This window comes from Pseudomonas neuropathica (assembly GCF_051174785.1).
In the GTDB taxonomy this organism is placed as follows: domain Bacteria; phylum Pseudomonadota; class Gammaproteobacteria; order Pseudomonadales; family Pseudomonadaceae; genus Aquipseudomonas; species Aquipseudomonas neuropathica_A.
The window spans coordinates 4,210,517-4,232,530 of sequence record NZ_CP195111.1; the positions used below are offsets into that span (position 1 = coordinate 4,210,517).

Here is a 22,014-nt window from a genome sequence, read left to right on the forward strand (position 1 = left end):
ACATTTGCCGGGAAATCACGTCGGGTGATCTCCCGGCTTTTTTGCATCAGGCAAAAACGAAATATTTACGCACGGTCTCGACCACTTCCCACGTGCCTTTCATCCCCGGCTCAACCACGAAGATATCGCCAGCACGCAGGTGGATCGGCGCCATGCCGTCCGGGGTGATCACGCAGTAGCCTTCCTGGAAATGGCAGTACTCCCACTTCACATAATCAACGCGCCACTTGCCTGGTGTGCAGATCCACGTGCCCATGATCTTGCTGCCGTCTTCGCTGGTGTAGGCGTTGAGGTTGACGGTGTGCGGGTCACCTTCGAGTTTTTCCCATTTGCAGGCATCGAGTACCGGCAGCGGGTGGGTGTCGCGCAGAACGGTGATAGGGGCAGTCATGTGTCGGCTCCAGACAAGGCGATCAAACGGAAGCTGCACCCTATAGCGCCGTGCCTCTGCCCAGATGTCTGTGCTCGACATTCAGATATCCATAAACGCTGCCAGCGTTTTACGGATGGAAGCGTAAACCTTCCAGCAAAATCAATTAACGGCAGTACTGATCTAAAACAAAGGTTATGAAGTTATAACTATTTTACTTGTCTGGTTTTTGCTTTTAGTACGTCGGTTCCGTTGTGTCCTTAGTTGCTTTCGATAGTCAGCCTGCCCGATAGCGCGGGCGCCCCACCATACCCCGTCTTTGTTAAGTAAATAAGTCGTTCGCCGCACCAAGGAGGTGCGGTGTCTGTGGGGTTTTGCAGACTTTTTTCGAGTTGTAAAAAAACCTTGAATAGTTCGTTGACTCTCCCCTTAAGGGCAGAGTTTAGATTCCCGCCGCGTGAGAAGTTGCTGTGGGAAAAGTTACTTTTCATAAGTCGAATTCATGAAGTAGTCACGACATATAGGGAGATAGAAATGAACAATCCATTGGACTTGGAACATGTCGTTGCCAGCACTCGCGAAATCCTCGCACAGCTGTTGGTGATGGATGCGAATGACATCGAAGAAAACAGCAGCATCGTCGAAGACCTCGGTGCCGACTCGCTGGACATCGTCGACCTGAGCTTCCAGTTGGGCCGCCAATATGGCTGCACACTGCCGAAAACCAGCGTGCTCGACCATGCAGTGGCGGTTTGCGGTGATGCCAGTGAGTTTCTCGCCAACGGTCGCATTACCGAAAACGGCAAGCACCTGCTTGAGCAAAGCCTCAGCGCCTACACCCCGGATCAACTGAAGGCGGGCATGCAACCGGCTCAAGTGTTCGCCGCGACTACCGTGCGCAACTGGGCCAACCAGTGCCGCAATCTCTTCAACTACCTGCCGGCGACCTGCCCGGATTGCAACGCCCACCAAGCGATTCTGAACGAGCGCCAACAAGTGGTCTGCGGCGCGTGCAGTGCGCGTCTGGTGCCGGCGGATGGCGATGAAGTGTCGCGTCAATTGGTTGAGCAGTTTGTTACCACTCACACCAAAGAAGCGGTGTAGGAGTTCTCATGCGGGCACGAGAAGTCTATGTGAGCGGGTTCGGTCTGGTGGCGCCCATGGCGCTGGACGCTGCCACGTTGTTCGAGCGGATTTGCCGGAAGCAATCCTGTGTCCGCGAACATCCCCGGTTCAAGGCGCTGGGATTCAACAACAGCGCAGCCGGGTTTATCGACGATACGCAGTGGCAGCGGATCGGCGCCGGTTTCGGCGGCAACGCGGCGCTGCACCCACGGCAAAGTGTGCTGGCCGAATACGTTGCCCGGCAGGCGCTGGAGCATGCCGGCCTGACGCCGGCAGACTTTGCCCACAGTCGCAGCGGTCTGTTCCTGGGCGCCAACAAATACTGTGCCGACAGCCACGACCTGCAGCGGCTCAGCCGTTGCATGGACGAGGCCGGCCGCGTCGACCTCGACCGTCTGCTGGACAGTCCGGCAACGTCCAGCGTGCCCTTCATCCGGCGCGTCGATCAACAGACGCAACACCTGGCCGATCGGCTCGGCATCCGCGATCACATCTCGACCCATTCCGATGCCTGTGCCGCCGGCACCATGGCCATCGGCAGTGCTTACCGGGCCATTGAGCGCGGCGAGATCGATCTGGCTATCTGCGGCGCCGTCGAACTGATGGCCAATGAATTGCCTTATTACATGTTCAACAGCCTCGGCGCGCTCTGTCAGGCCGACTTGCCGGCGAGCGAACAGAGCCGCCCGTTCATGCCTGACCGTAGCGGTTTTGTCCTCAGCGAAGGCTCGGCGATGCTCATTCTCGAATCCGCTGAACACGCGCAGCGCCGCAAGGCTGCGCCACTGGGCCGGGTGTTGGGTTATGCGAATGTCTGCGAGGCGCAGAAAATGACCTCCAGCAGCCGCGATGGCAGTAAATACGAGGAATGCATGGAAGCAGCAATCGAGGACGCCGGGCTGCTGCGCAGCGCCGTGCAACACGTCAACACCCACGGCACCTCCACGCAGGCCAATGACAGTTGTGAAGCTTTGGCGCTACAGCGTCTGTTCGGCGGATGCCAGGACTTCATGACTTTCACCGCCAACAAGTCCGCCATCGGCCATTCACTGGCAGGCAGTGGTGCGATCGAAGCAGTGCTGTCACTGATGAGCCTGCGTGACGGTGTGCTGTTGCCCACTCTGAATTACGACCCCGAGCGTGCCGAATACCCTTCGCTGAAGTTCTTGAGCGAGCCGGTACGACAGCCGATCAGCGTGGTGATGTCCAACTCGTTCGGCTTCGGCGGCATCAATAGCTCGCTGATTCTGGGGAGGGCATGACATGAACCGGGCCATCTATCTCAATGCCGCTGCGGTGCTGAACGTGGCGGGCGGTGAATGTGCTGACTTGCTCGGCACGCCCTGCGCGGCGCAACCGCTGGCATTTGATGCACAGCGTCAGGCGTTTGCCTTGCCGACGCCGCGACTGGCCAGTGACCTGTTTGATCGCAAGATCCAGCGCAGCGTCGAACCGCAGGGCTTGCGCCTGTTGCATTGCGCCGCACGGCTGGCGCCAGCACTGGCGGCGCTGCAATTGCCTGCCTCACGCATTGCCCTGACAGCGGCCATTCCTGAAGTCGATGCGCCGAGCCCTTGCTGGGATGCGGTGCAGGCGATCATCGAACAGCCACACAAACAACTCAGCCAATTGTTGGCCAACACACCGCCCCTGCATGCGTTGACCCTGCTCAACAGCAGCGTCATGGCTTATGTCGCCGAAGCATTGAGTTGCCACGGGCCAATGGGCGGATTTTGTTCTCAGGACAACGCCGGACTGGATGCGCTGATCGAAGCCTGCCAGCAGATTGGCGAGCGGCATGCCGACGCCGCGTTGGTGGTCAGCAGCAGTCCGAACCTGACGCCGGCCCTGTACCTGCGCGAGCCCGATCAGGCGAGCGAACCGATTTTCGGTGAGGGCGCCGCGGCGCTGTTGCTGGCGTCGACACCTGCGCCGGGTGCGGCACACGCCGTGCGCATTGCCGGGTTTGCCCGTGGTTACAGCACCGATCCGCAACGCTCTGTGGCGGTGGGGCGCCGCGTGATCGACCAGGTCCTGAGTGTCGAGAAACTGCGAGTCGGCGACGTCGAGCATATCGTCGGCAATTGCGCTGACGGGCAAGTGATGAAGTTGCTCGAAGCTTTCCCGCGCGAGATTCGCAGCACCCGCGCCATGACCGGTGAACTGGGTGCCAGCGGCTTGCTGACCGAGGTCGCACTGACCTTGCACCTCAGCCGTGAAGTAGCGGCGACGCCGGGCTACACGTTGCTTGTCAGCCACACTCGCGCCGGTCACTGGGGCGCATTGTTGTTGGCCAGTGAAACCATGGAGAAGCACGCATGAGTGCGACACGGATTGTGATCACCGGCATGGGCGCCGTCACCGGTTTCGGTTTCGAATGGCAGACCCTCTGGGAAAAAATGCTCGGCGCCGAACATTGCGTGCGGCCATGGCAGCCGGACGACGTGCAAGAGGCGTCGTTCGCGGTGCGTTATGCAGCACCGGTCGACATGCGCCTGTTGCCGGAAAAACTGCAAAGCCATCCGGCCTGGACGATGCCGCTGGAAAAGCGCAGTCGGTTTGGCTGGGTGGCTGCCACGCAGGCAGTCGGTGACAGCGGCTTGCAGCCAGAACAGTTGCGTGGCGCGGCGGTGCTGTGTGCCTCGGGAGCACCGCAGCACATGCTCGCCGACATGCTGCTGACCGAAGCTCCGAATGGCGGCACCCCGAGCTGGTCGTACCTGATGTCGCGGGCCGGGCAAGTGAATGCCGATGGCTCGCTGCGTCAGAGCAACGACCGGTTGGCGCGGGTAATCGCCGACGACCTGGGTTGTGAAGGGCCGGTGATCAACATCAGCAGTGCCTGCGCCGGCGCTTCGCAGGCCATTGGCAATGCCTTTCAGATGATTCGTCGCGGAGAAGTCAGCGTAGCGCTGGCGGGGGGCGCCGACTCGGTGCTCAACCTCGACACCATGGCCGCGTTGTATCTGTTGGGTGCCGCTTCGGGCGAGCAACGCTGGGGCGCGGATCTGTGCCGCCCGTTCGATCGTAATCGCAGCGGTCTGATTGCTGGCGAGGGCGGTGGTTTCGTCGTGCTGGAAAGCCTCGAACATGCCTTGGCCCGTGGCGCCACGCCGTATGCCGAGGTGTTGGGTTTCGGCAGCAGTCTGGACGCCTACAAAGTCACTGCACCGCAACCGGAGGGACGCGGTGCGGCACTGGCGATGCAGGCCGCGCTCGACGACGCCGCGCTACGCCCGCAGCAGATCGATTTGATCAACGCCCACGGCACTTCGACACCGCTCAACGACGTTGCCGAAACCCTCGCGATCAAAAGCGTGTTCGCCGAACACAAGCACTATCAAGCCTTGGCTGTCAGCGCCAACAAATCACAGTTCGGTCACCTGATCGCAGCCGCTGGCGCCCCTGAATGCATCGTCACCGCGTTGGCCTGCCTCAACGATCTGGTGACGCCAACGGTGAACCTGCATGACGCCGACGAACAGTGCGATCTGGATTACTGCGCCGGTCAAGCCGTCAGCCGCCGAGTGGATTACGCGTTGAGCAACTCCTTCGGTTTCGGTGGCCTCAATACCTCGCTGGCCCTTGGTAAATATCGGGAGCACGGACTATGACTAATGCCACTGTACGTGTCGCGATCGCCGGCAGCGGTTGTGTCTTGCCCACCGGCTGGGGCGTAGAAGGTTTCTGGTCGGCGGCCCGCGAGGGGCGCAGCGCGATCTCGCCCCTGAACTCGTCGTTGTTCCACAGCGAGCGGGTCATTGCGTTCGGGCACATCGCTGATCGAGACCATCAACGTAGCCGTCAGGACATTGCGCAAAACCTCCAGCGTTACTGCCCGCCGGCGGTGATCTGGGGCGTCAGTGCGGTGCGCCAGGCGCTGGCCGAGGCCGGGCTTGAACCGGGCCGCGACAACGTGCGTTTTGGTCTCTATTGCTGCCAGGGCGGCTACACCCATCCGTCGCTCGCGTCTTACGGCGAACTGTTGCACGAGTGTCAGACCGAGACCGGTGCCGACATGCAGCGTCTGGCCAAACGCGTGTTGCAGGAGCGCGCGCTCGATCCGTTTCTGGTCCTCAAAAGCCTCAGCAACGGTTTGCTCGGCGTCGTCAGTCTGGCCTTGAAGCTTGAGTGCGAATGCAACGCCTACATGCAAGGCGTGGCCGGCAATCTGGCGGCACTGCGCGAAGCCTGCGCCGCGCTGCAAAGCGGTCGAGTGGATGCGGCCATTGTCGTCGGCGCCGGCAGTGAGCTTGATCCGCTGGCGCTCGCCGCACTGGCCGAAGCGGGGGTGATCAGCACCGACGGTTCGCAAAGCCTGCGTGCCTTTGATCGCCAGGGTCGTGGCGGCATTGCCGGCGAAGGCGCGGCAGCGTTGGTACTGCGCCGCGCCGATGATCTGCCGGCGGGGCCGCAAACCTGCCTGACCGCTCTGTTCGCACACCCGCGTCTGGACTCGCTGAGCCTGCCGGACAAACAGGTGGATCTGCTGATCAGCAGCGCCACTGGCGAGCCGCAAAAAGATGCCGATCTGGCCCGCACGCTGGCACGAACCGGTGCCGCGCACATCACCAGCAGCACATCGCTGACCGGCATTCTGAGTGGTGCACCGAGTCTGGTTGATCTGATCTTCGCCCGGCAGGCCTTGCAGGCGCAAAGCATCCCGCCGGTCAGTGGCCTGCAGCAACCGCTGGATGCGCATCTGCCATTTGTCATGGCTGAGCCGCGCGATGCCGTGCTGCACGATTGCCTGGTGATCAACCGTGACGACAACGGCTTCAGTGCCGGTTACCACCTCGAATTTCACGCGGCCGACTGACCGTCGGCACGCAACGAAACGCAGCTGATTTTTTACTCAAGGGATAGAACTGTCATGGATTACCGCGATTACGTACGGCCGAAATTCGTTGAATTGATGCAGGCCCTGGGCCTCGAATGCCAGTTCCACAGAGCGCTGGGCAGCAAACTGTTTTACCGCGACCGGCAGGGCGAAGAGGTGACTGTCACTGACTTCCTCGGCGGTTACGGCGCCGCGCTGTATGGTCACAACGATCCGCAATTTGTCGATCAACTCGTCGACCTGTTGCGTGCCGATGTACCGTTCAACGCGCAGATGTCGGTGCGCGGTGCGGCGGGGCAGTTGGGGCGTGAACTCAGTGAAGCGTTCAACCGTGAGTTGAACAACAGCGAACGCTACATTTCGACCTTCTCCAACAGTGGCGCCGAGTCGGTGGAAATCGCCGTCAAGCACGCCGAATACCGCCGTCAGAAAAACCTGCAGAAGCAATTCGACGAGCGCGATTTCGCTCTCGCCAATCTGGTCGCCAGCGACAAGGCTTACGTCGAACTGGACATTGACGATCTCGATTTGCCCGCCGGTCTGTTGCCGCAGAATCTGTCCTGCGTCACCGTGCGCCAAGTGGTCGAAGCGGTGCGTCAGCACAACCTGGCGCAGTTGCATGTCGAGCCGGTGTTCCTGGCTGTGCGCGGCAGCTTCCACGGCAAACTGGTGAACACCGTTCAGTTGACCTATGGCAAGCAGTACCGCAAGCCGTTCGCCCGTTTCGGCCTCAACGTCGAGTTCATCGACCCGCAGCAACCCCAGCAATTGCAAGAACTGCCGGCCCGTCACGTACGTCACTGGCTGAGCCTGGAATGGAGCGGCGAAACCCTGCAAGTGCGCCGCGAAGCATTCAGCGCGATCACCGCGGTATTGCTGGAGCCGATTCAGGGCGAGGGCGGCATCAACGAGTTCGCCAATGAGTTCTATCTCGGCCTGCGGCGCCTGTGCAACGAGCAGCAATGCCCGCTGATCATCGACGAAGTGCAATCGGGTTTCGGCCGCACCGGCACTTTGCTGGGTGCCAGCCATTTCAACTTGCAGGGTGACTACTACTGCCTGTCGAAAGCGCTGGGCGGTGGCCTGATGAAGATTGCCGCGACGGTGATTCGCGCCAGCCACTACGAAAACGATTTCAGCTACATCCACAGTTCGACCTTTGCCGAAGATGATGCGTCCTGCCATATCGCCCTGTCGGCCCTGCGCCGTCTGTTCGAGAACGACAGCGCGATGCTCAAGGACGTGAACAAGAAGGGCGGATACCTCAAGGCTTCGCTGCTGGAACTCAAGGCGGCCTACCCGGACGTGATCGCCGACGTGCGTGGTCGCGGCTTGCTGCTCGGTTTCGAACTGCACGACCTGACCGGCACCAGTTCGTTGGTTCAGGCCTCGGCGCAGTACAACGATGCGCTGGGCTACATCATCGCCGGCTACCTGCTGCAATTCGAATCCCTGCGCGTGGCGCCGTCGGGCAGCAACGCCAATGTGATTCGACTGGAACCGCCGGTGTGCATCACCTTCGAAGAGATCGATGGACTGATCGCTTCCTTGCAGAAAGTCTGCGACATGCTGCGCCGCCGCGACGCCTTCCCGCTGGCCGCCGGTGTGTGCGCCGACAGCATCGCTGACGTGCCCGCGCGCGAGGTCAGCTTCAAGGAGAGCGAAACCCGCCCAAAGTCTGACGAGAACGTGCGTGTGGTGGCTCGCGTGGCGTTCATCAACCATTTGATTGATTCGGACATGCTCAGCGACGTCGATCCGTCACTGTCGACCCTGAGCGCCGAGCAGAAGCGCGAATTCATCAAACGCATGGCGCCCGAGCGCCGTGCCGCGCCAATCGGCCCGGTGCTGATTCGCTCGAAACTCGGCACTGCCGTGGAGTTCACCCTGTACCCGCTGTGCATGGATTCCGATGCCATGGCGGCGTACATCGCCAGCGGCGATCTGCAAACCATCCGCGAAGAAGTCGGCAACCGTATCAAGGATGCCCGCGCCGACGGCTACAGCGTCGCCGGGCTGGGCATGTACACCTCGATCGTCACCAACAACTGCCAGGCCTTGCAGATTCCTGACATGGCGCTGACTTCCGGCAACGCGCTGACCATCGGCATGGGCCTGGAAGCCATCGAGCAGGGCTGCAAGCAGCAAGGCTTGGAACTGAGCGAGCAGACCGCTGCGGTGGTCGGTGCGGCGGGCAATATTGCCTCGACCTACGCCTCACTGCTGTCGACCAGCGTCGAGCACCTGATCCTCATCGGCAGCGGCCGCGACGGTTCCCTGCGTCGTCTGGAAAAAACCGCTCACCAGATTTATGCCGAAGCCGCTCGCGCGATCCTCAAGGGTGTCGCCGAACACGATCGCCTCGCCCGTCGCCTGCAGCAAATTGATGGAATCGATGGGATCTTGCAGTCCCACGGCAGCAGTACCGATCTGGGGCAGCGCGTGGCAAAACTGGTCGAGGAACGCCTGGGCGCGAACGCTTTCATCACCGTCAGCAACGATCTTGATGTGCTGAAACAGGCGCGCATCGTGCTCTGCGCGGCCAACGCACCGCAGCCGTTTCTTTTCGCCGAGCACTTCGCCGAAAACAGCGTGATCTGCGACATCGCCGTACCGCTGAACGTTGACCAGGACCTCGCCAGCCAACGCTCCGACGTGCTCTACATGCACGGCGGCATCGTGCAGACGCCGCTGGGCGATGGCCTGGTGAAAAACGTTCGGGCCTATCTCAAGCAAGGCCAGTTGTACGCGTGCATGGCCGAATCGGTGCTGATGGGCCTGTCCGGTATGAAACAGCACTACTCCTACGGCGACATCAGCCGCGAGCAAGTGCAGCAGATTCGAGCACTGGCCGCGACCCACGGCTTCAGCCTCGCGCAATTCAAAACCGATAACTCGCTTTAAGGAACGGTCATGCCGAATAAAGTAGCAGTGGTGACCGGTGGCAGTCGTGGCATCGGTCGGGCGATTGTCCAGACCCTGGCCGGGGCGGGTTATCAGATCGCGTTCAGTTACGTACGCGATGAAGTCGCGGCGATGGCCTTGCGCGATGAGGTTCAGGCGTCGGGGATCGATTGCCTGGCGTTGCAGTGCGATGTCAGCAGCGGCGACAGCATCAAGGCGTTTTTCGAGCGGGTCGATCAGCATTTTCAGCGTATCGATCTGTTGGTCAATAACGCCGGTATTACCCGTGACGGCTTGCTGGCGACGATGTCAGCGCGCGACCTGGTCGAGGTGATCCAGACCAACCTGATCGGCACGATGCTCTGCTGTCAGCAGGTGGTGCCGGGCATGTTGCGCCAGCGTAGCGGTTGCATCGTCAACATCAGTTCGGTGGCGGCGCAGAAGCCCGGCAAAGGCCAAAGCAACTATGCCGCTGCCAAGGGCGGGGTCGAATCGTTGACCCGTGCCTTGGCGGTGGAGCTGGCGCCACGCAACATTCGTGTCAACGCGGTTGCCCCGGGCATCGTCAAGACCGAGATGAGTACGGCGCTGATCGGCAGTCAGGAAGAAGAAATCCAGTCGCGTCTACTGATCAAACGCTACGCCGAACCGGAGGAAATTGCCGAAGCGGTGCTGTACCTCGCCGATCGCGGTTTGTACCTGACCGGGGAGGTCCTGTCGGTCAACGGCGGGTTGAAGATGCCATGAGCCGGACCATTCTGATCACCGGAGCGGCGAAAGGCATCGGCCGCGCGGTCGCCGAGAACTTTGCCGCCGAGGCTGGCAATCGCCTGATTCTGCTGGATCTCGATCTGGCCGAACTGCAGCGCTGGGTCGATGAGCAACAGGAGCAGATCCAGGCGCGGGTCGAAACCCATGCGGCGAACATTGCCGACCTGCCGGCCATGCAAGCATTCTTCAAAACCCTCGGTTCGCAAGTCGAGTACGTCGACGTGCTGGTCAACAGCGCCGGCATCTGCAACGAGAACGAGCCGGAAGACCTGCACAACTGGCACAAGGTGATTTCGGTCAACCTCAACGGCACGTTCTACGTGACCTCGCTGTGTCTGGCGCTGATGCCGGACCGTGGGCGAATCATCAACATGTCGTCGATCCTCGGCCGTGCCGGCAAGGTGCGCAACACCGCGTATTGCGCCTCCAAGCACGGCATCGTCGGCATGACCAAGGCGCTGGCGCTGGATCTCGCTTCGCGGCAGATCACCGTCAACGCGATTCTGCCGGCGTGGATCGATACGCCGATGTTGCAGGGTGAACTGGCGACGCAAGCGGCGATTGCAGGGTTGACCCAGGAACAGATCGTACGCAACGCGAAGAAGAAACTGCCGATGCGCCGTTTTATCCAGAGCGAAGAAGTGGCGGCGATGGTGCGTTACCTGGCCAGCCCCGAGGCTGGCGGGGTGACCGCGCAGAGTCTGGTGATCGATGGCGGTGTCGGGTTGGGAATGTAACGATGCCTCGATTTCACAACAGTCACATCGTGGGTGCGGTGTGGGCGTGCATGGCTGCGCCTATCGCGATGGCCGAATTTACCGTCGATGATCTCAAGCCCGATTACGCCGACGGTGAAGTCGGCGTGGCCACGGCTGTGCGCCTGCACGGTGACGATCAGGTCACGCAGAAAGCCGTGTATTTCAAGGCCAACCTGGAAGACAACTGGGAGGGCGGTTACTACAAGGCCAAGGGCCGCGTGCGTTACGACGCGCGCTATGACGGCAACAATCCGTACAGCGGACGGGCGCGGGACAAGTACCGTTTCGACGCCGATTGGCGGCACCTCTACGTCGGCCATTCGCTGGGTGACGGTGAAGTGACAGTGGGCTGGCAGCAAGTGGTCTGGGGCCGCGCGGATGAATTGCGCGTGCTCGATCAGATCAACCCGCTGGACTATCGCGATGGCCTGACACCGCTGCTCGAAGACAGCCGCATCGCCGTGCCCATGGTGCGCTTTGCACAACCGGTGGGCGAGTGGGAACTGGAGGCGCTGTGGATCACCGACTTCGTGAAAAACCAGGCGCCGGTTGAGGGCAGTGAATTTTCCGCGCCATTGTTTGCCGCGCCGGACCCGCAGTATTTTCTGCTCGATTCCAAACCCGGTTATGACGGCGACAAGGGCTATTCCTATGGCCTGAACGCCAACGGTCGGATCGGCGCGGTGGACACCAGTTTTGTTGCCTTGAGCGCCCGTCAGCAAGACCCGGTGTACGCCGTCGAAGGCCTCGCCGATGACGGTCGTACGCGACTGGAACGGCAGTTTCCCCGTTACACCATGGGCGGTGCCGGGCTGGCGATCGACGCCGGGCACAGCATCGTGGTGCGCAGCGAGGTCGCGTATTTCGACAACTGGCGAGTGACCAATCCGACCCGCGCCTACGGTGCCGACAGCACGCCGATGGTCAAGTCGCTGCTGGGTGTCGACTACCTGTTGCGCGACTGGCTGATTTCCACGCAGTGGCAGGAGCAGGTGTTGCTCGACTGGCAGGACGGCATGTTGCAGGACAAACACGAACCGCTGTTCACCCTGTCGGCCGAAGGCACTCATTGGCAGGACCGCCTCAAGAGTCGTCTGGTGGTCGCTGGCTCACCGCCGTTTCAGGACGACGCCTTGTTGCAAGGCATCTTCACCTACAAGCCGGTCGACTACATCAAGTTCGGGCTGGAGGTGGACGTGTTCTTCGGCAAGCCCGAGAAGACTTTCGGCGAGTACAGCAAGCGCGACCAAGTGCGGCTGTCGGCCGGTTATCTGTTCTGACCCATCACGCCTGCCGCTCTTGCGCGCAGGTGCATTCATCCAACGAAAAGGAAGTTGTCATGTTGCCGTTTTTGAAAAGTCTGACCGCCGCCGCATTGATCCTCGGTAGCGCCTGCGTCAATGCCGCCGAGGCCGGCAATGCCGATGAGATCATCCGTCAGGTACGCGATCGCAATGACGGGAACAGCTTCATGTCCCAGGTTTCACTGATCCTGCATGACAAAAAAGGCAATACCCGCGTTCGCGAGTTCACCTACCTGCAAAAGGATTACCCGGACAGCGACAAGTTCAGCATGTACTTTTCCGCACCGACTGACGTGCGTGACGTTGCCTTCCACATCGAAAACCCGCACGAAACCCTCGGCCTGGAAGACAGCCAGTGGATGTACCTGCCGGTCAGCCGCCAGACTCGCCGCATCTCCACCACCGACAAGCGTGGCTCGTTCATGGGCAGTGAGTATTCGTACGCCGATCTGGACAAGATTCGCGTCAAGGACTACTCGCAGAAACTCGTCGGCGAAGAACAGATCAAGGGCCGCGACTGCTACGTGATCGAGCGTGAACCGGCGTCCCCCGAGGTGCTGGCCAAGACCGGTTACAACAAGCTGAAAGTGTGGATCGACAAGCAGAATTTCCTGGTCATGCGTCAGGACTTCTTCGACGTCAAAGGTGTGCTGATCAAGCAGATGCGCACGCAGAAAGTCGCGACCATCGATTCGATCGACAGCATTGTGCTCAGCGAAACCGAGCACTTCATCGACGGCACGCGTTCGGAAATGCGCTTTAACCAGTTGCAGTACAACGTCTCTCTGGAAGACCGCCTCTTCACCCAGACCGCCATCAAGCGCGGGCTGAAAACCGGTGACCTGCCGGAATTTGCCGTGTCTGCCCGCTAAGCGCCGACCCCGACGACCTGGAACCGCATGATCATGGAAAGATATCTGAATTTCGTCGAGCGCTATGCGCGGGCGATTGTTTTCCTGCTGGTGGCAATTACGGCGTATTTCACTTATACGCTGGGCGCGCTGGTGTCCGACACCAACCCTTACCTGCTCAAGGAAAGCCACCCGGCGCGCAAGACCATCATCGATTTGCAGGGTGAGTTCACCGGCACGTTCGACTCGGTGATGGTGGCGCTGAACAACCCGCAAACGGTGTTCAACAAATCAACACTCAACGCGTTGTTTTCGATGTCGCAGTCGGTGCGCAAAATGATCCTGGCCAACGATGCCGACAAGGAGCAGTTGGCGCAGATCGTCGCCCGGCATCCAGACGACAGCCGTGCGCAGTTGTTGACCCGGGACATTCTCGAGGGTGGTTTTTCGCAGAACGATTACGCCAACGCCAAGGCATTGCGTGATCATGCTCAGAGCCAGAACTGGGATTCCCACGATCAGCTGTTCCTGACCTTTCTCGCCGAACGGATCAATCCGATTCGCGAAATGGCCTCGATGGGCGATCTGGAAAACATCGTCCTGACCGACGACGGCGAACTGTTGATCCACAAAACCCTGAATGCCTATGACATGGACCCGGCGCTGGTCGAGTCGCAGATCATGGGTAACGAGTTGATGGTCGACGGGGTGGTGTCCAAAGACAAGAAAGTCGCGATGCTGGTGGCCGAACTCGGCACCAAGCAGGACGACGCTCAGGCGCAACTGCGGGCTTATCAGATCGTGCGCGGCATCGTCGCGCAATATCAGGCCGAGCACCCGGAGTACAAGGACGAAATCTTCATCGCCGGCATGCCGATCTTCATCGCCGCGCAGCAGGAGATCATCGATCACGACCTGGCCGTGCTGTTCCCGATCGTGTTTCTGCTGATTACCTTGCTGCTGATTTTCTTCTTCCGTAAACCACTGGGCGTGTTGCTGCCGCTGTTCAATATTCTGTTCTGCACCATCTGGACGTTGGGCCTGATGGCGCTATTGCGCGTGCCGTTCGACCTGCTGACCAGTGTGCTGCCGGTGTTCCTGTTCACCATTTGCTGCTCGGACGCTATCCACGTGATGGCCGAATATTACGAGCAGAAAAACGCCGGCAAGAGCAATCGTGAGGCCAACCGTGAAACCCAGCGCTTGATGGTGGTGCCGGTGGTGTTGACGACCGTGACGACCATCGCCACGTTCATGATTTCCACCACCAACAACATTGTCAGCATCCGCAATTTCGGCGTGTTCATGTCGATCGGCCTGACGGCGGCGCTGATTATTTCGCTGTTGCTGATTCCGGCGTGGATCTCCATCTGGGGCAAGGATCAGCCGCAGCAGACCAAGGCCGAGGTGCACAAGGAATCGATCATCTCGCGGTATCTGGTCGCGTTCTGTGCCTGGATGATCCGCTTTCGCAAACCGATCCTGCTGGTCATGCTGCCGTTGCTGGCGCTGGCCACCGTGTTCACCTTCCGCGTCGATATCGAAGACTCCGGCATCGCCTACTTCAAGCCGGAAAGCCACATTCGCGTGTCCGATCAGTTCATCAACCACGCCAAAGTGGCGGGCACGGCGCCGGGCTGGATCGCGATCGACAGCAACGAACCACGCGGCGTGCTGACCACCGAAGTGGTGCAGTTCATCGACAAGCTCGACCACTTCATCAAGCAGCAACCGAACGTCAGTTACGGCTACTCGCTGGCCACCTACGTCAAACGCATGAACCTGGTGCTCAACGACATGAACCCGGATTATCTGCGGGTGCCGAATGCCGTGGAGAAGGTCACGTCGATCAATGACGACGGGCAGGTCGAGCAGTTTGAAGTGCCGGGCAATTCGCTGATCGAGCAGCACGTGATGCTGTTCGAAAACGGTGGCGGTTCGGACCTGAACAACGTGCTCAACGCCGATTTCTCCAAGGCCTTGACCCTGTACACCATGACCTCGTCGGTCGCCAGCGACTATCAGGGCATGCTCGACCGCCTTGATGCCTGGCTGCTGGTGAACAAACCGGCCAACCTTGAGGTGACCCACGCCGGCACGCCGTTGATCTGGACCGGCGTCCTGCAGGAAATCACTCAGGGCCAGGTGCTGAGTTTTTCCCTGGCCTTGCTGGTCGTCACGCTGATGATGATGTACTGGCTCAAATCGGTGCGCCTCGGGGTGCTCGGCATGCTGACCTTGCTGACCACGTCGGTGACGGTCTACGGCTTCATGTTCCTGTTCGGTATCGAGCTGAACATCGGCACGACGCTGGTGACGTTCCTGGTGGTCGGGGTGGTGGATTACGCGGTGCACCTGCTGTCACGCATCAAGTTGCTGGTGCAGCAGGGCATTGAGATCGACGCGGCCATTTTGCAGGCGATGCACAGCGTTGGTCGTTCGACGGTGATCAACGTGGTGATCTTCTCCGTGGGTTTCATGGCGCTGCTGTTTTCCGACTTCAAGCCGATTGTCGATCTCGGCGCACTGGTGGCGATGGCGCTGTTTTCCAGCGGGGTTATGACCATTGTCCTGGTGACGCTGGTATCGCCGTGGTTCTTTGCAGCGATTGCGCCGGTGCATGCGCCGGCCCCAGCAGTGCGCACAGAGGGGGAGCCGGTGCCGGGTTGATTCGCCAACGCGCGGGCGCGCCTGCCCTGAGACGGCAGGCGAGTCTGGTCATGCGGCGCAGCAGGGTTTTCAGTTCAGTGTATTGACCGGGTTTTTTTCGCCATAACGGGCGATGCGTTCGAACTGACATTCCTGGCGGGCGTCGTTGAGGTTGTGTTCAAACGCCTCGAGGCCATCATGCAATTGCTGCAAATCGCCGATCTGGGTTACCAGTTCGGCTTTTTTTTCGGCGATGGCTCTTTGTGCCATGTCCCACGGGAATTCGTCGCCGCGGTAGTTGTTGAGGATCACCTGCAGCTCTTTGAGCTTGAAGCCCAGTTGCTGGGCGCACTTGATGAACGTCAACACTTCGACACTTTGCTGGCTGTAGATGCGGTATTTGCCTTCCCGCTTGGGCTCGGGCAACAGGCCGATTTCTTCGTAATGGCGAATGCTTTTGACTGTGGTGCCCGACAGCTGGGCGGCTTTGCCGATATACATAAAGGTCCGTCTCGATGGTCAAACATAGCTAGCGCGATCAGGCGTCATGCCGGATCGGCGGCGATTATATGTCCAATACCATCGGAAAATTGCAACTGCGCGTAAATGACGTGCACAGGCGACGGACGGGCGCGTGAAGGGGGCCCGAAGAGGCACTGACGGCGGCTTGTGCGCCGTCAGCTGAGGCGGCTGGAAAGCCTTAGACGGCGGCGGTCACGCGCGCCTGTTCCAGCCAGGCATCGCGCTGGTTTGGCTTGGAGCCGAGGATCGGCCCGAAGGTCAGCGTCTTCAGTGGCTTGATGCCGCAGAATTCCAGCGTGGTCTTGCGCATCTGATTCAGCCCGGGCATGCCATAGATCCATTTGTAGTACCAGTACGGCGTGTCCATGGTCACCAGCAAATGCGCGGTGCGGCCCTTGAGCAGCTTGTCGGGGAAGGCTTTGCCCTCGCGGTATTTGAAGGCGAAACCCGGCAGGAAAATCCGGTCCACGAAGCCCTTCAGCAGTGCCGGAATCCCGCCCCACCAGATCGGATAGACGAATGTCAGGTGCTCGGCCCAGGTGATATCGGCCTGTGCTTGCAGCAGGTCCGGCTCCAGTGGCTGCACCTTGTTGTAGCCTTCGTGCAGGACCGGGTCGAACTCCAGCGCATCCAGACGCAACAGCCGCACCTCATGCCCGGCGTCCTTGGCGGCCTGAACATAGGTGTCACTCAATGCCCCGCAAAAGCTGTCGGTGGAGGGGTGACCCAGTATCACGAGCATTCGTTTGCTCATTGTGTGTACTCCTGAAATGAAGCGCACAGGATAGAGTCTGCCCCTAGCGGTAGAGTCAAGGCACCAGCGCATCAAACAAGGCCCGGGCGTAACCGGGCAGGTGGTCGAAGTCGCGTGCGCACAGTTGCAAGGTGCGATGGGCCCAGACTTCATCCAGCGGTCGGCACGTTACCGAGTGCACTGCCGCCCAGCGCTCGATGGCCACCTTGGGCACGATGGCCAGCCCCGCACCTCGCGCCACCATGCGCATGACGCCCTCGAAGCCATCGGCGCGGATCCGGATCGACATGCGCTGGCCGATGTGGAGAGCTTGTTCCTCCAGGTGAATCGCCAGCGCGCTGTGGCTGCCAAGCGCGACATAGTCGTGCGCTAGGGTTTCACCAAACGTCAGTGACGGCCGACTCGCCAGAGCATGGTCAGGGGGCAGGATCAGTACCAATGGATCGTCGCGAAAGGGCCGGGTTTGCAGGCCATGGGTGTCGACCGCATCGGAGACGATCCCGAGGTCCGCCGCGCCCTGGCGCAGGGCGTGGGTGATGCGCGCGCTGGGCAGCTCCTGCAAGTCGATGTCGAGATTGGGATGATCGCGCAGAAAGTCCGCGAGTACTTCCGGCAGGTATTCGGTGATCGCTGTGGTGTTGCATAGCAAGCGCACCTGACCTTTGACGCCTTGGGCATAGTCGGCCAGATCCTGCTGCAGGCGTTCGGCTTGTTGCAGAAGGATGCGCGCGTGCTGGGCGAGGGCTTTGCCGGCCGGCGTCGGTGTGACGCCACGGCGGCCGCGCTCGAGAAAATCGGTGCCGAGTGAGGCTTCCATGGCGCGTATTCTGGCGCTGGCGGCTGCCAGCGAGAGGTGGCTGCGGGCGGCGCCGGCGGTGATGTTGCCGGTGTCGAGGATGTGCAGGTAGAGGCGCAGGTCGGTGAGGTCGAAGTGCATAGTGGCAGCCTCTGGTTTTAGGGGGGGCGGGCTGGCCTCTTCGCGAGCAAGCTCGCTCCCACAGGGAGTTGCGTACGACACCTATCCAATGTGGGAGCGAGCTTGCTCGCGAAGCGGCCAGAGGCCTCAAAGAAAATATCAGCCTCTTGTGTAGAGAGAGGCAGCCTCAGTATATGGCAGATTTTCAGCCAACCCTGACCGGCGCACAGTAGCGCCATGAACACACTCACAGATTTCTACCAGCACCTCGGCCTGGCCCTGTCCATGCTGGTCATCATGACCTTCATCCTCGCCGGCCTGATCAAAGGCGTGATCGGCCTCGGCCTGCCGACCGTTGCCATGGGGCTGCTCGGTCTGGCTATGGCGCCGTCGCAGGCAGCCGCGTTGCTGATCATCCCGGCCACTCTGACCAATGTCTGGCAACTGGCATTCGGCGGGCACTTGAAAGGACTGATCAAACGCCTCTGGCCGATGCTGCTGATGATCTTCCTCGGCACCGCAATCGGCACGTTATCGATCGGTATGGCGGGCGGGCATTGGGTGGTGCGCGGGTTGGGCGCGGCGCTGTTGCTCTATGCGTTGAGTGGCTTGTTTCTGCCAACGCTGAGCATAAATCCGCGCCATGAAGGCTGGCTCGGTCCGGCGTGCGGTTTGATCACTGGTGTCATCACCTCGGCCACCGGCGTCTTCGTGATTCCGGCGGTGCCGTACCTGCAAGCGCTGGGCTTGAATCGCGATCAACTGGTGCAGGCGCTGGGCCTCTCATTCACCGTTTCGACGTTGGCGCTGGCCGCCGGATTGCTCTGGCGTGGCGCTCTCGGTGGCGGCGAACTGGGTGCTTCGTTGCTGGCGCTGATCCCGGCCATTCTCGGCATGTTGCTTGGCCAATGGTTGCGCGAACGCATCAGCGCGGTGCTGTTCAAGCGGGTGTTCTTCATCGGACTGGGCGCGCTCGGCGCCCATCTGTTGATCAGCGGTTAGCCGAGGCTTCGCTGAGCATTTCGATCTGGCGGATTTCAAAATCGCGCTCCAGATAGTCCATGCGCTGTTCAAAGAATGCCTTCATGTGCGGCAGATTCGAATGCACATCCAGGTGGGCTTGCGATGCCCAGATTTCGTAGAAGATGAACAGCGTCGGGTCTTCTTTATCGCGCAGCATGTGGTACTCGATGCAGCCCGGTTCCGCGCGGCTCGGCTCAACATAGGCGCGAAACAGCGCCTCGAAGGCCTCGGCTTTTTCCGGGCGGGTCTTGGCGTGCAGGATAAACCCCTGGCGTTCACTCATCGCAGCAACTCCTCAAATTCTGATGGCCGCAAATGCTATGGCAACAATCGGTATTCGATTCGTGCTTTTTGATCAAATGTATTTTGCGCAAAACCGGCTTATTCCGCGCGAGGCGGATCGTTAGTCTGCCGCCATTCCCATTTCTCTTCTCCACCCAGCCCAATGGCTGCGCCGAGGCTTTCTCATGAAAAAAGTGCTGTTGCTCAATGGCGGTAAAAAATTTGCCCACTCCGACGGTCGCTACAACGCCACCCTGCACGAAGCCGCGCTGAGCGTGCTCGATCGCGGCGGTGTCGACGTCAAAACCACTTTCATCGACGAGGGTTACGACGTCGCTGAAGAAGTGGCCAAATTTCTCTGGGCCGATGTGATCATTTATCAGATGCCCGGCTGGTGGATGGGCGCGCCGTGGACGGTGAAAAAGTACCTCGACGAAGTCTTCACCGAAGGCCACGGCAGCCTCTACGCCAGCGATGGCCGTACCCGTTCCGATGCGTCGCAGAAGTACGGCAGCGGTGGTCTGATTCAGGGCAAGCAATACATGCTGTCGCTGACCTGGAATGCGCCTCAGCAGGCTTTCGATGACCCGACTGATTTCTTCGAAGCCAAAGGCGTCGACGCCGTGTACTTCCCGTTTCACAAGGCCAATGAGTTTCTCGGTATGACCGGTTTGCCGACGTTCCTCTGTGTGGACGTGATGAAGCGGCCGAACATCGAGGCTGATGTGGCGCGTTATGAGCAGCATTTGACCGAGGTGTTTGGCCTCAAGGCTTGAGTGTTTCAAGCTACTATCGGTGGTAACAGCAAAAGATCGCAGCCTTCGGCAGCTCCTACAGGAACCCATTTCCATGTAGGAGCTGCCGAAGGCTGCGATCTTGGCGATTTCAAAGAGGACACCCGTGAAAGCCAGATCCGATGAGTTGCAGATTTTCGTCTGCGTGATCGAGTGCGGTTCGATTTCCGCCGCTGCCGAGCAGGTCGGGCAAACGCCGTCGGCGGTCAGTCGCACGTTGTCGAAGCTGGAAGCCAAGCTCGACACCACGCTGATCAATCGCACCACGCGGCGCATGGATCTGACCGAAGAGGGCAAGTATTTCTTCGAGCAGGCCAAGCTGATTCTCGATCAAATGGATCAACTCGAAGAACGCCTGTCCTCGCGCCAGCAAACCCCGTCCGGGCGCTTGCGGATCAATGCCGCATCGCCGTTCATGCTCCACGCGGTGGTTCCGTACATCGACGAATTCCGCCGCCTCTATCCGGACATCCAGCTCGAACTCAACAGCAATGACCTGATCATTGACCTGCTGGAACAAAGCACCGACGTCGCCATTCGCATCGGCACTCTCGCCGATTCGACATTGCACGCGCGTTCGCTTGGTTGCAGTCCGCTGCTGATCGTCGCCAGTCCCGCCTATCTGAAGAAGCATGGCGCGCCGCAGCAAGTCGCCGATCTGAGCGAACACACCTTGCTCGGCTTCACTCAGAACGAAGGTCTCAATCAATGGCCGCTGCGCTATGTGCATGGCGACCGCTGGCCGATCACCCCGGCCATCAGCGCCTCCAGCGGCGAGACCGTGCGCCATCTGGCGCTGGAAGGGCAGGGCATTGCCTGCCTGTCGCACTTCATGACTATTGATGACATCCGCGCCGGACGCCTGAAAGTCCTGCTCGGTGAATTCAACAGCGGCTATCGCCAGCCGATCAACGCCGTGTACTACCGTAACTCGCAACTGGCGCTGCGTATTCAGTGCTTCCTCGACTTTATCCAGAGCAAACTCGCCGCTTACGCCAGCGCCGATTTCAAGGGCTGATTCGTGACCTCTGCGCAAGAGTGAATTGGGCGGGGACGGGTTTTTCCCTCCGGCTCAGGGGCAGATACTCGTCCCATCACTTACTCACGCAGGGAGTTACTCCATGAACGTATTCGTCACCGGCGCTGCCGGTTTTATTGGCGGCTCGATCGCTACCGGTCTGGTTCAGGCTGGTCACACCGTCACCGGTCTGGTGCGCAGCGCTGAACAGGCCGCTGAGCTCCAGGCACTCGGCATGACTGCGGTCATCGGCACCCTCGATGACAAAGCGCTACTCGCTGAACAGGCCCGCGCTGCCGATGCCGTGATCAACGCCGCCAGCAGCGACCATCGCGGTGCGGTTGAAGCGCTGCTCGATGCCTTGCGCGGTTCGAACAAAGTGTTCCTGCACACCAGCGGTTCGAGCATCGTTGGCGATGCCTCCGGCGGTAAATCCAGCGATGTCATCTACTTTGAGGACAACCTGCCAGAACCGACCGTCGACAAAGCCGCGCGTGTGGCCATCGACAATCTGATCCTCGCGGCGGCGAAGGACGGCGTGAACTCCGCCGTCATCTGCAACACGCTGATTTACGGCCACAGCCTGGGCGTCAACCGCGACAGCGTGCAATTGCCGCGACTGCTCAAGCAGGCACACAAAAGCGGCGTGGTGCGCCACGTCGGCACCGGCCAGAACATCTGGTCCAACGTGCACATTGAAGACGTCGTCGCCCTGTACTTGCTGGCGCTGACCAAGAACGTCCCGGGCACTTTCTACTTCGTCGAGAGCGGCGAAGCGTCGTTTATCGACATGACCACCGCCATGGCCGAAGCCCTGAACCTGGGTCAACCGCAAGACTGGCCGTTGAAAGACGCCGAAGCCGAATGGGGCTACGAAATGGCCAACTACGGCCTCGGCTCCAACAGCCGCGTACGCGGCAAACACGCCCGCGAACTGCTGGGCTGGGCACCGAAGCGCACGTCGGTGGTTGAATGGATTCGTAACGAAATGGTGTGATTGCAGTTTGAGCCCCGCCGGGCTTTGTTATCACCCTTTAGAACGGCTGCCATCGGGCAGCCGTTTTCGTTTCGGGCTTTGCGCTTGTGTCACGCCAGACCTATGGTGCTCTGAACATTGCCAGTTCAGCAGGTAC

The 22,014-nt window shown here is 60.3% G+C and carries 20 protein-coding genes; 15 read left to right on the forward strand and 5 right to left on the reverse strand.

Going from position 1 to position 22,014, the window contains the following annotated elements; all coding sequences use genetic code 11:
• Positions 1-46: 46 nt before the first annotated feature.
• Positions 47-391: a cupin domain-containing protein gene (locus ACRRSD_RS18965; RefSeq protein ID WP_003177747.1), complete on the reverse strand. Its 345-nt coding sequence runs from the start codon at positions 389-391 to the stop codon at positions 47-49.
• Between the two features lie 513 nt (positions 392-904).
• On the opposite strand from ACRRSD_RS18965, the gene ACRRSD_RS18970 reads away from it, so the two are divergent.
• The 11 genes from ACRRSD_RS18970 (at position 905) to ACRRSD_RS19020 (ending at position 15,593) form a co-directional block, all read left to right on the forward strand.
• Complete coding sequence (locus ACRRSD_RS18970) at positions 905-1,474, forward strand: acyl carrier protein (RefSeq protein ID WP_435034675.1); 570 nt, start codon at positions 905-907, stop codon at positions 1,472-1,474.
• A gap of 8 nt (positions 1,475-1,482) precedes the next feature.
• Positions 1,483-2,757, forward strand: a complete 1,275-nt coding sequence (locus ACRRSD_RS18975) for a beta-ketoacyl-[acyl-carrier-protein] synthase family protein (protein WP_435034677.1) — start codon at positions 1,483-1,485, stop codon at positions 2,755-2,757.
• A gap of 1 nt (position 2,758) precedes the next feature.
• The gene (locus ACRRSD_RS18980; RefSeq protein WP_435034679.1) at positions 2,759-3,817 is read left to right on the forward strand and encodes a beta-ketoacyl synthase; all 1,059 of its coding nucleotides are present in this window, start codon (positions 2,759-2,761) and stop codon (positions 3,815-3,817) included.
• Positions 3,814-5,109, forward strand: coding sequence for a beta-ketoacyl-[acyl-carrier-protein] synthase family protein (locus ACRRSD_RS18985; protein WP_435034680.1), 1,296 nt, complete (start codon positions 3,814-3,816; stop codon positions 5,107-5,109). Before ACRRSD_RS18980 ends, ACRRSD_RS18985 begins: the two co-directional genes overlap by 4 nt.
• The gene (locus ACRRSD_RS18990) at positions 5,106-6,314 is read left to right on the forward strand and encodes a beta-ketoacyl synthase N-terminal-like domain-containing protein (protein WP_435034681.1); all 1,209 of its coding nucleotides are present in this window, start codon (positions 5,106-5,108) and stop codon (positions 6,312-6,314) included. Before ACRRSD_RS18985 ends, ACRRSD_RS18990 begins: the two co-directional genes overlap by 4 nt.
• A gap of 54 nt (positions 6,315-6,368) precedes the next feature.
• Positions 6,369-9,239, forward strand: a complete 2,871-nt coding sequence (locus ACRRSD_RS18995; protein ID WP_435034683.1) for an aminotransferase class III-fold pyridoxal phosphate-dependent enzyme — start codon at positions 6,369-6,371, stop codon at positions 9,237-9,239.
• Between the two features lie 9 nt (positions 9,240-9,248).
• Positions 9,249-9,986 carry a 3-oxoacyl-ACP reductase family protein gene (locus ACRRSD_RS19000; RefSeq protein WP_007911596.1) on the forward strand — a complete coding sequence of 246 codons (738 nt, stop codon included), beginning with the start codon at positions 9,249-9,251 and terminating at the stop codon, positions 9,984-9,986.
• Positions 9,983-10,747 carry an SDR family NAD(P)-dependent oxidoreductase gene (locus tag ACRRSD_RS19005; protein ID WP_435034684.1) on the forward strand — a complete coding sequence of 255 codons (765 nt, stop codon included), beginning with the start codon at positions 9,983-9,985 and terminating at the stop codon, positions 10,745-10,747. Before ACRRSD_RS19000 ends, ACRRSD_RS19005 begins: the two co-directional genes overlap by 4 nt.
• A gap of 68 nt (positions 10,748-10,815) precedes the next feature.
• Positions 10,816-12,048: a DUF1302 family protein gene (locus tag ACRRSD_RS19010; protein ID WP_435038519.1), complete on the forward strand. Its 1,233-nt coding sequence runs from the start codon at positions 10,816-10,818 to the stop codon at positions 12,046-12,048.
• A gap of 59 nt (positions 12,049-12,107) precedes the next feature.
• The gene (locus tag ACRRSD_RS19015; RefSeq protein WP_435034685.1) at positions 12,108-12,944 is read left to right on the forward strand and encodes an outer membrane lipoprotein-sorting protein; all 837 of its coding nucleotides are present in this window, start codon (positions 12,108-12,110) and stop codon (positions 12,942-12,944) included.
• Positions 12,945-12,977: 33 nt separating this feature from the next.
• Positions 12,978-15,593: an efflux RND transporter permease subunit gene (locus tag ACRRSD_RS19020; protein WP_435034686.1), complete on the forward strand. Its 2,616-nt coding sequence runs from the start codon at positions 12,978-12,980 to the stop codon at positions 15,591-15,593.
• A gap of 69 nt (positions 15,594-15,662) precedes the next feature.
• On the opposite strand, the gene ACRRSD_RS19025 is transcribed toward ACRRSD_RS19020, so the two are convergent.
• From ACRRSD_RS19025 to ACRRSD_RS19035, 3 genes are all read right to left on the reverse strand, one after another.
• Entirely contained in the window at positions 15,663-16,073 is a 411-nt protein-coding gene (locus ACRRSD_RS19025; RefSeq protein ID WP_034154373.1) for a MerR family transcriptional regulator, read from the reverse strand.
• 199 nt (positions 16,074-16,272) lie between these two features.
• On the reverse strand, positions 16,273-16,848 hold the full coding sequence (locus tag ACRRSD_RS19030) for an NAD(P)H-dependent oxidoreductase (protein WP_212623040.1): 576 nt from the start codon (positions 16,846-16,848) through the stop codon (positions 16,273-16,275).
• Between the two features lie 55 nt (positions 16,849-16,903).
• Positions 16,904-17,785: a LysR substrate-binding domain-containing protein gene (locus tag ACRRSD_RS19035; RefSeq protein WP_007911587.1), complete on the reverse strand. Its 882-nt coding sequence runs from the start codon at positions 17,783-17,785 to the stop codon at positions 16,904-16,906.
• A 216-nt stretch (positions 17,786-18,001) separates the two neighbouring features.
• Here ACRRSD_RS19035 and ACRRSD_RS19040 point away from each other — a divergent pair, with 216 nt between their 5' ends.
• A complete protein-coding gene (locus tag ACRRSD_RS19040) occupies positions 18,002-18,766 on the forward strand; it encodes a sulfite exporter TauE/SafE family protein (protein WP_435034689.1) in 765 nt (254 codons plus the stop codon).
• On the opposite strand, the gene ACRRSD_RS19045 is transcribed toward ACRRSD_RS19040, so the two are convergent.
• The gene (locus tag ACRRSD_RS19045; protein ID WP_435034690.1) at positions 18,756-19,070 is read right to left on the reverse strand and encodes a putative quinol monooxygenase; all 315 of its coding nucleotides are present in this window, start codon (positions 19,068-19,070) and stop codon (positions 18,756-18,758) included. The genes ACRRSD_RS19040 and ACRRSD_RS19045 overlap by 11 nt on opposite strands.
• A 184-nt stretch (positions 19,071-19,254) precedes the next feature.
• On the opposite strand from ACRRSD_RS19045, the gene ACRRSD_RS19050 reads away from it, so the two are divergent.
• The 3 genes from ACRRSD_RS19050 to ACRRSD_RS19060 all read left to right on the forward strand — a co-directional run bounded on the left by ACRRSD_RS19050 (position 19,255) and on the right by ACRRSD_RS19060 (position 21,878).
• A complete protein-coding gene (locus tag ACRRSD_RS19050; RefSeq protein ID WP_102901516.1) occupies positions 19,255-19,845 on the forward strand; it encodes an NAD(P)H-dependent oxidoreductase in 591 nt (196 codons plus the stop codon).
• Positions 19,846-19,969: 124 nt separating this feature from the next.
• Complete coding sequence (locus ACRRSD_RS19055; protein WP_277760502.1) at positions 19,970-20,881, forward strand: LysR family transcriptional regulator; 912 nt, start codon at positions 19,970-19,972, stop codon at positions 20,879-20,881.
• A gap of 103 nt (positions 20,882-20,984) precedes the next feature.
• Complete coding sequence (locus ACRRSD_RS19060) at positions 20,985-21,878, forward strand: NAD-dependent epimerase/dehydratase family protein (protein WP_435034691.1); 894 nt, start codon at positions 20,985-20,987, stop codon at positions 21,876-21,878.
• Positions 21,879-22,014 lie beyond the last annotated feature (136 nt).

Excerpts from the sequence above, each read along its gene's own strand:
- ACRRSD_RS18965 (WP_003177747.1), bottom strand. The coding sequence starts at position 391 with ATGACTGCCCCTATCACCGTTCTGCGCGACACCCACCCGCTGCCGGTA.
- ACRRSD_RS18970 (WP_435034675.1), top strand. The coding sequence starts at position 905 with ATGAACAATCCATTGGACTTGGAACATGTCGTTGCCAGCACTCGCGAA.
- ACRRSD_RS18975 (WP_435034677.1), top strand. The coding sequence starts at position 1,483 with ATGCGGGCACGAGAAGTCTATGTGAGCGGGTTCGGTCTGGTGGCGCCC.
- ACRRSD_RS18980 (WP_435034679.1), top strand. The coding sequence starts at position 2,759 with ATGAACCGGGCCATCTATCTCAATGCCGCTGCGGTGCTGAACGTGGCG.
- ACRRSD_RS18985 (WP_435034680.1), top strand. The coding sequence starts at position 3,814 with ATGAGTGCGACACGGATTGTGATCACCGGCATGGGCGCCGTCACCGGT.
- ACRRSD_RS18990 (WP_435034681.1), top strand. The coding sequence starts at position 5,106 with ATGACTAATGCCACTGTACGTGTCGCGATCGCCGGCAGCGGTTGTGTC.
- ACRRSD_RS18995 (WP_435034683.1), top strand. The coding sequence starts at position 6,369 with ATGGATTACCGCGATTACGTACGGCCGAAATTCGTTGAATTGATGCAG.
- ACRRSD_RS19000 (WP_007911596.1), top strand. The coding sequence starts at position 9,249 with ATGCCGAATAAAGTAGCAGTGGTGACCGGTGGCAGTCGTGGCATCGGT.
- ACRRSD_RS19005 (WP_435034684.1), top strand. The coding sequence starts at position 9,983 with ATGAGCCGGACCATTCTGATCACCGGAGCGGCGAAAGGCATCGGCCGC.
- ACRRSD_RS19010 (WP_435038519.1), top strand. The coding sequence starts at position 10,816 with ATGGCCGAATTTACCGTCGATGATCTCAAGCCCGATTACGCCGACGGT.
- ACRRSD_RS19015 (WP_435034685.1), top strand. The coding sequence starts at position 12,108 with ATGTTGCCGTTTTTGAAAAGTCTGACCGCCGCCGCATTGATCCTCGGT.
- ACRRSD_RS19020 (WP_435034686.1), top strand. The coding sequence starts at position 12,978 with ATGGAAAGATATCTGAATTTCGTCGAGCGCTATGCGCGGGCGATTGTT.
- ACRRSD_RS19025 (WP_034154373.1), bottom strand. The coding sequence starts at position 16,073 with ATGTATATCGGCAAAGCCGCCCAGCTGTCGGGCACCACAGTCAAAAGC.
- ACRRSD_RS19030 (WP_212623040.1), bottom strand. The coding sequence starts at position 16,848 with ATGAGCAAACGAATGCTCGTGATACTGGGTCACCCCTCCACCGACAGC.
- ACRRSD_RS19035 (WP_007911587.1), bottom strand. The coding sequence starts at position 17,785 with ATGCACTTCGACCTCACCGACCTGCGCCTCTACCTGCACATCCTCGAC.
- ACRRSD_RS19040 (WP_435034689.1), top strand. The coding sequence starts at position 18,002 with ATGAACACACTCACAGATTTCTACCAGCACCTCGGCCTGGCCCTGTCC.
- ACRRSD_RS19045 (WP_435034690.1), bottom strand. The coding sequence starts at position 19,070 with ATGAGTGAACGCCAGGGGTTTATCCTGCACGCCAAGACCCGCCCGGAA.
- ACRRSD_RS19050 (WP_102901516.1), top strand. The coding sequence starts at position 19,255 with ATGAAAAAAGTGCTGTTGCTCAATGGCGGTAAAAAATTTGCCCACTCC.
- ACRRSD_RS19060 (WP_435034691.1), top strand. The coding sequence starts at position 20,985 with ATGAACGTATTCGTCACCGGCGCTGCCGGTTTTATTGGCGGCTCGATC.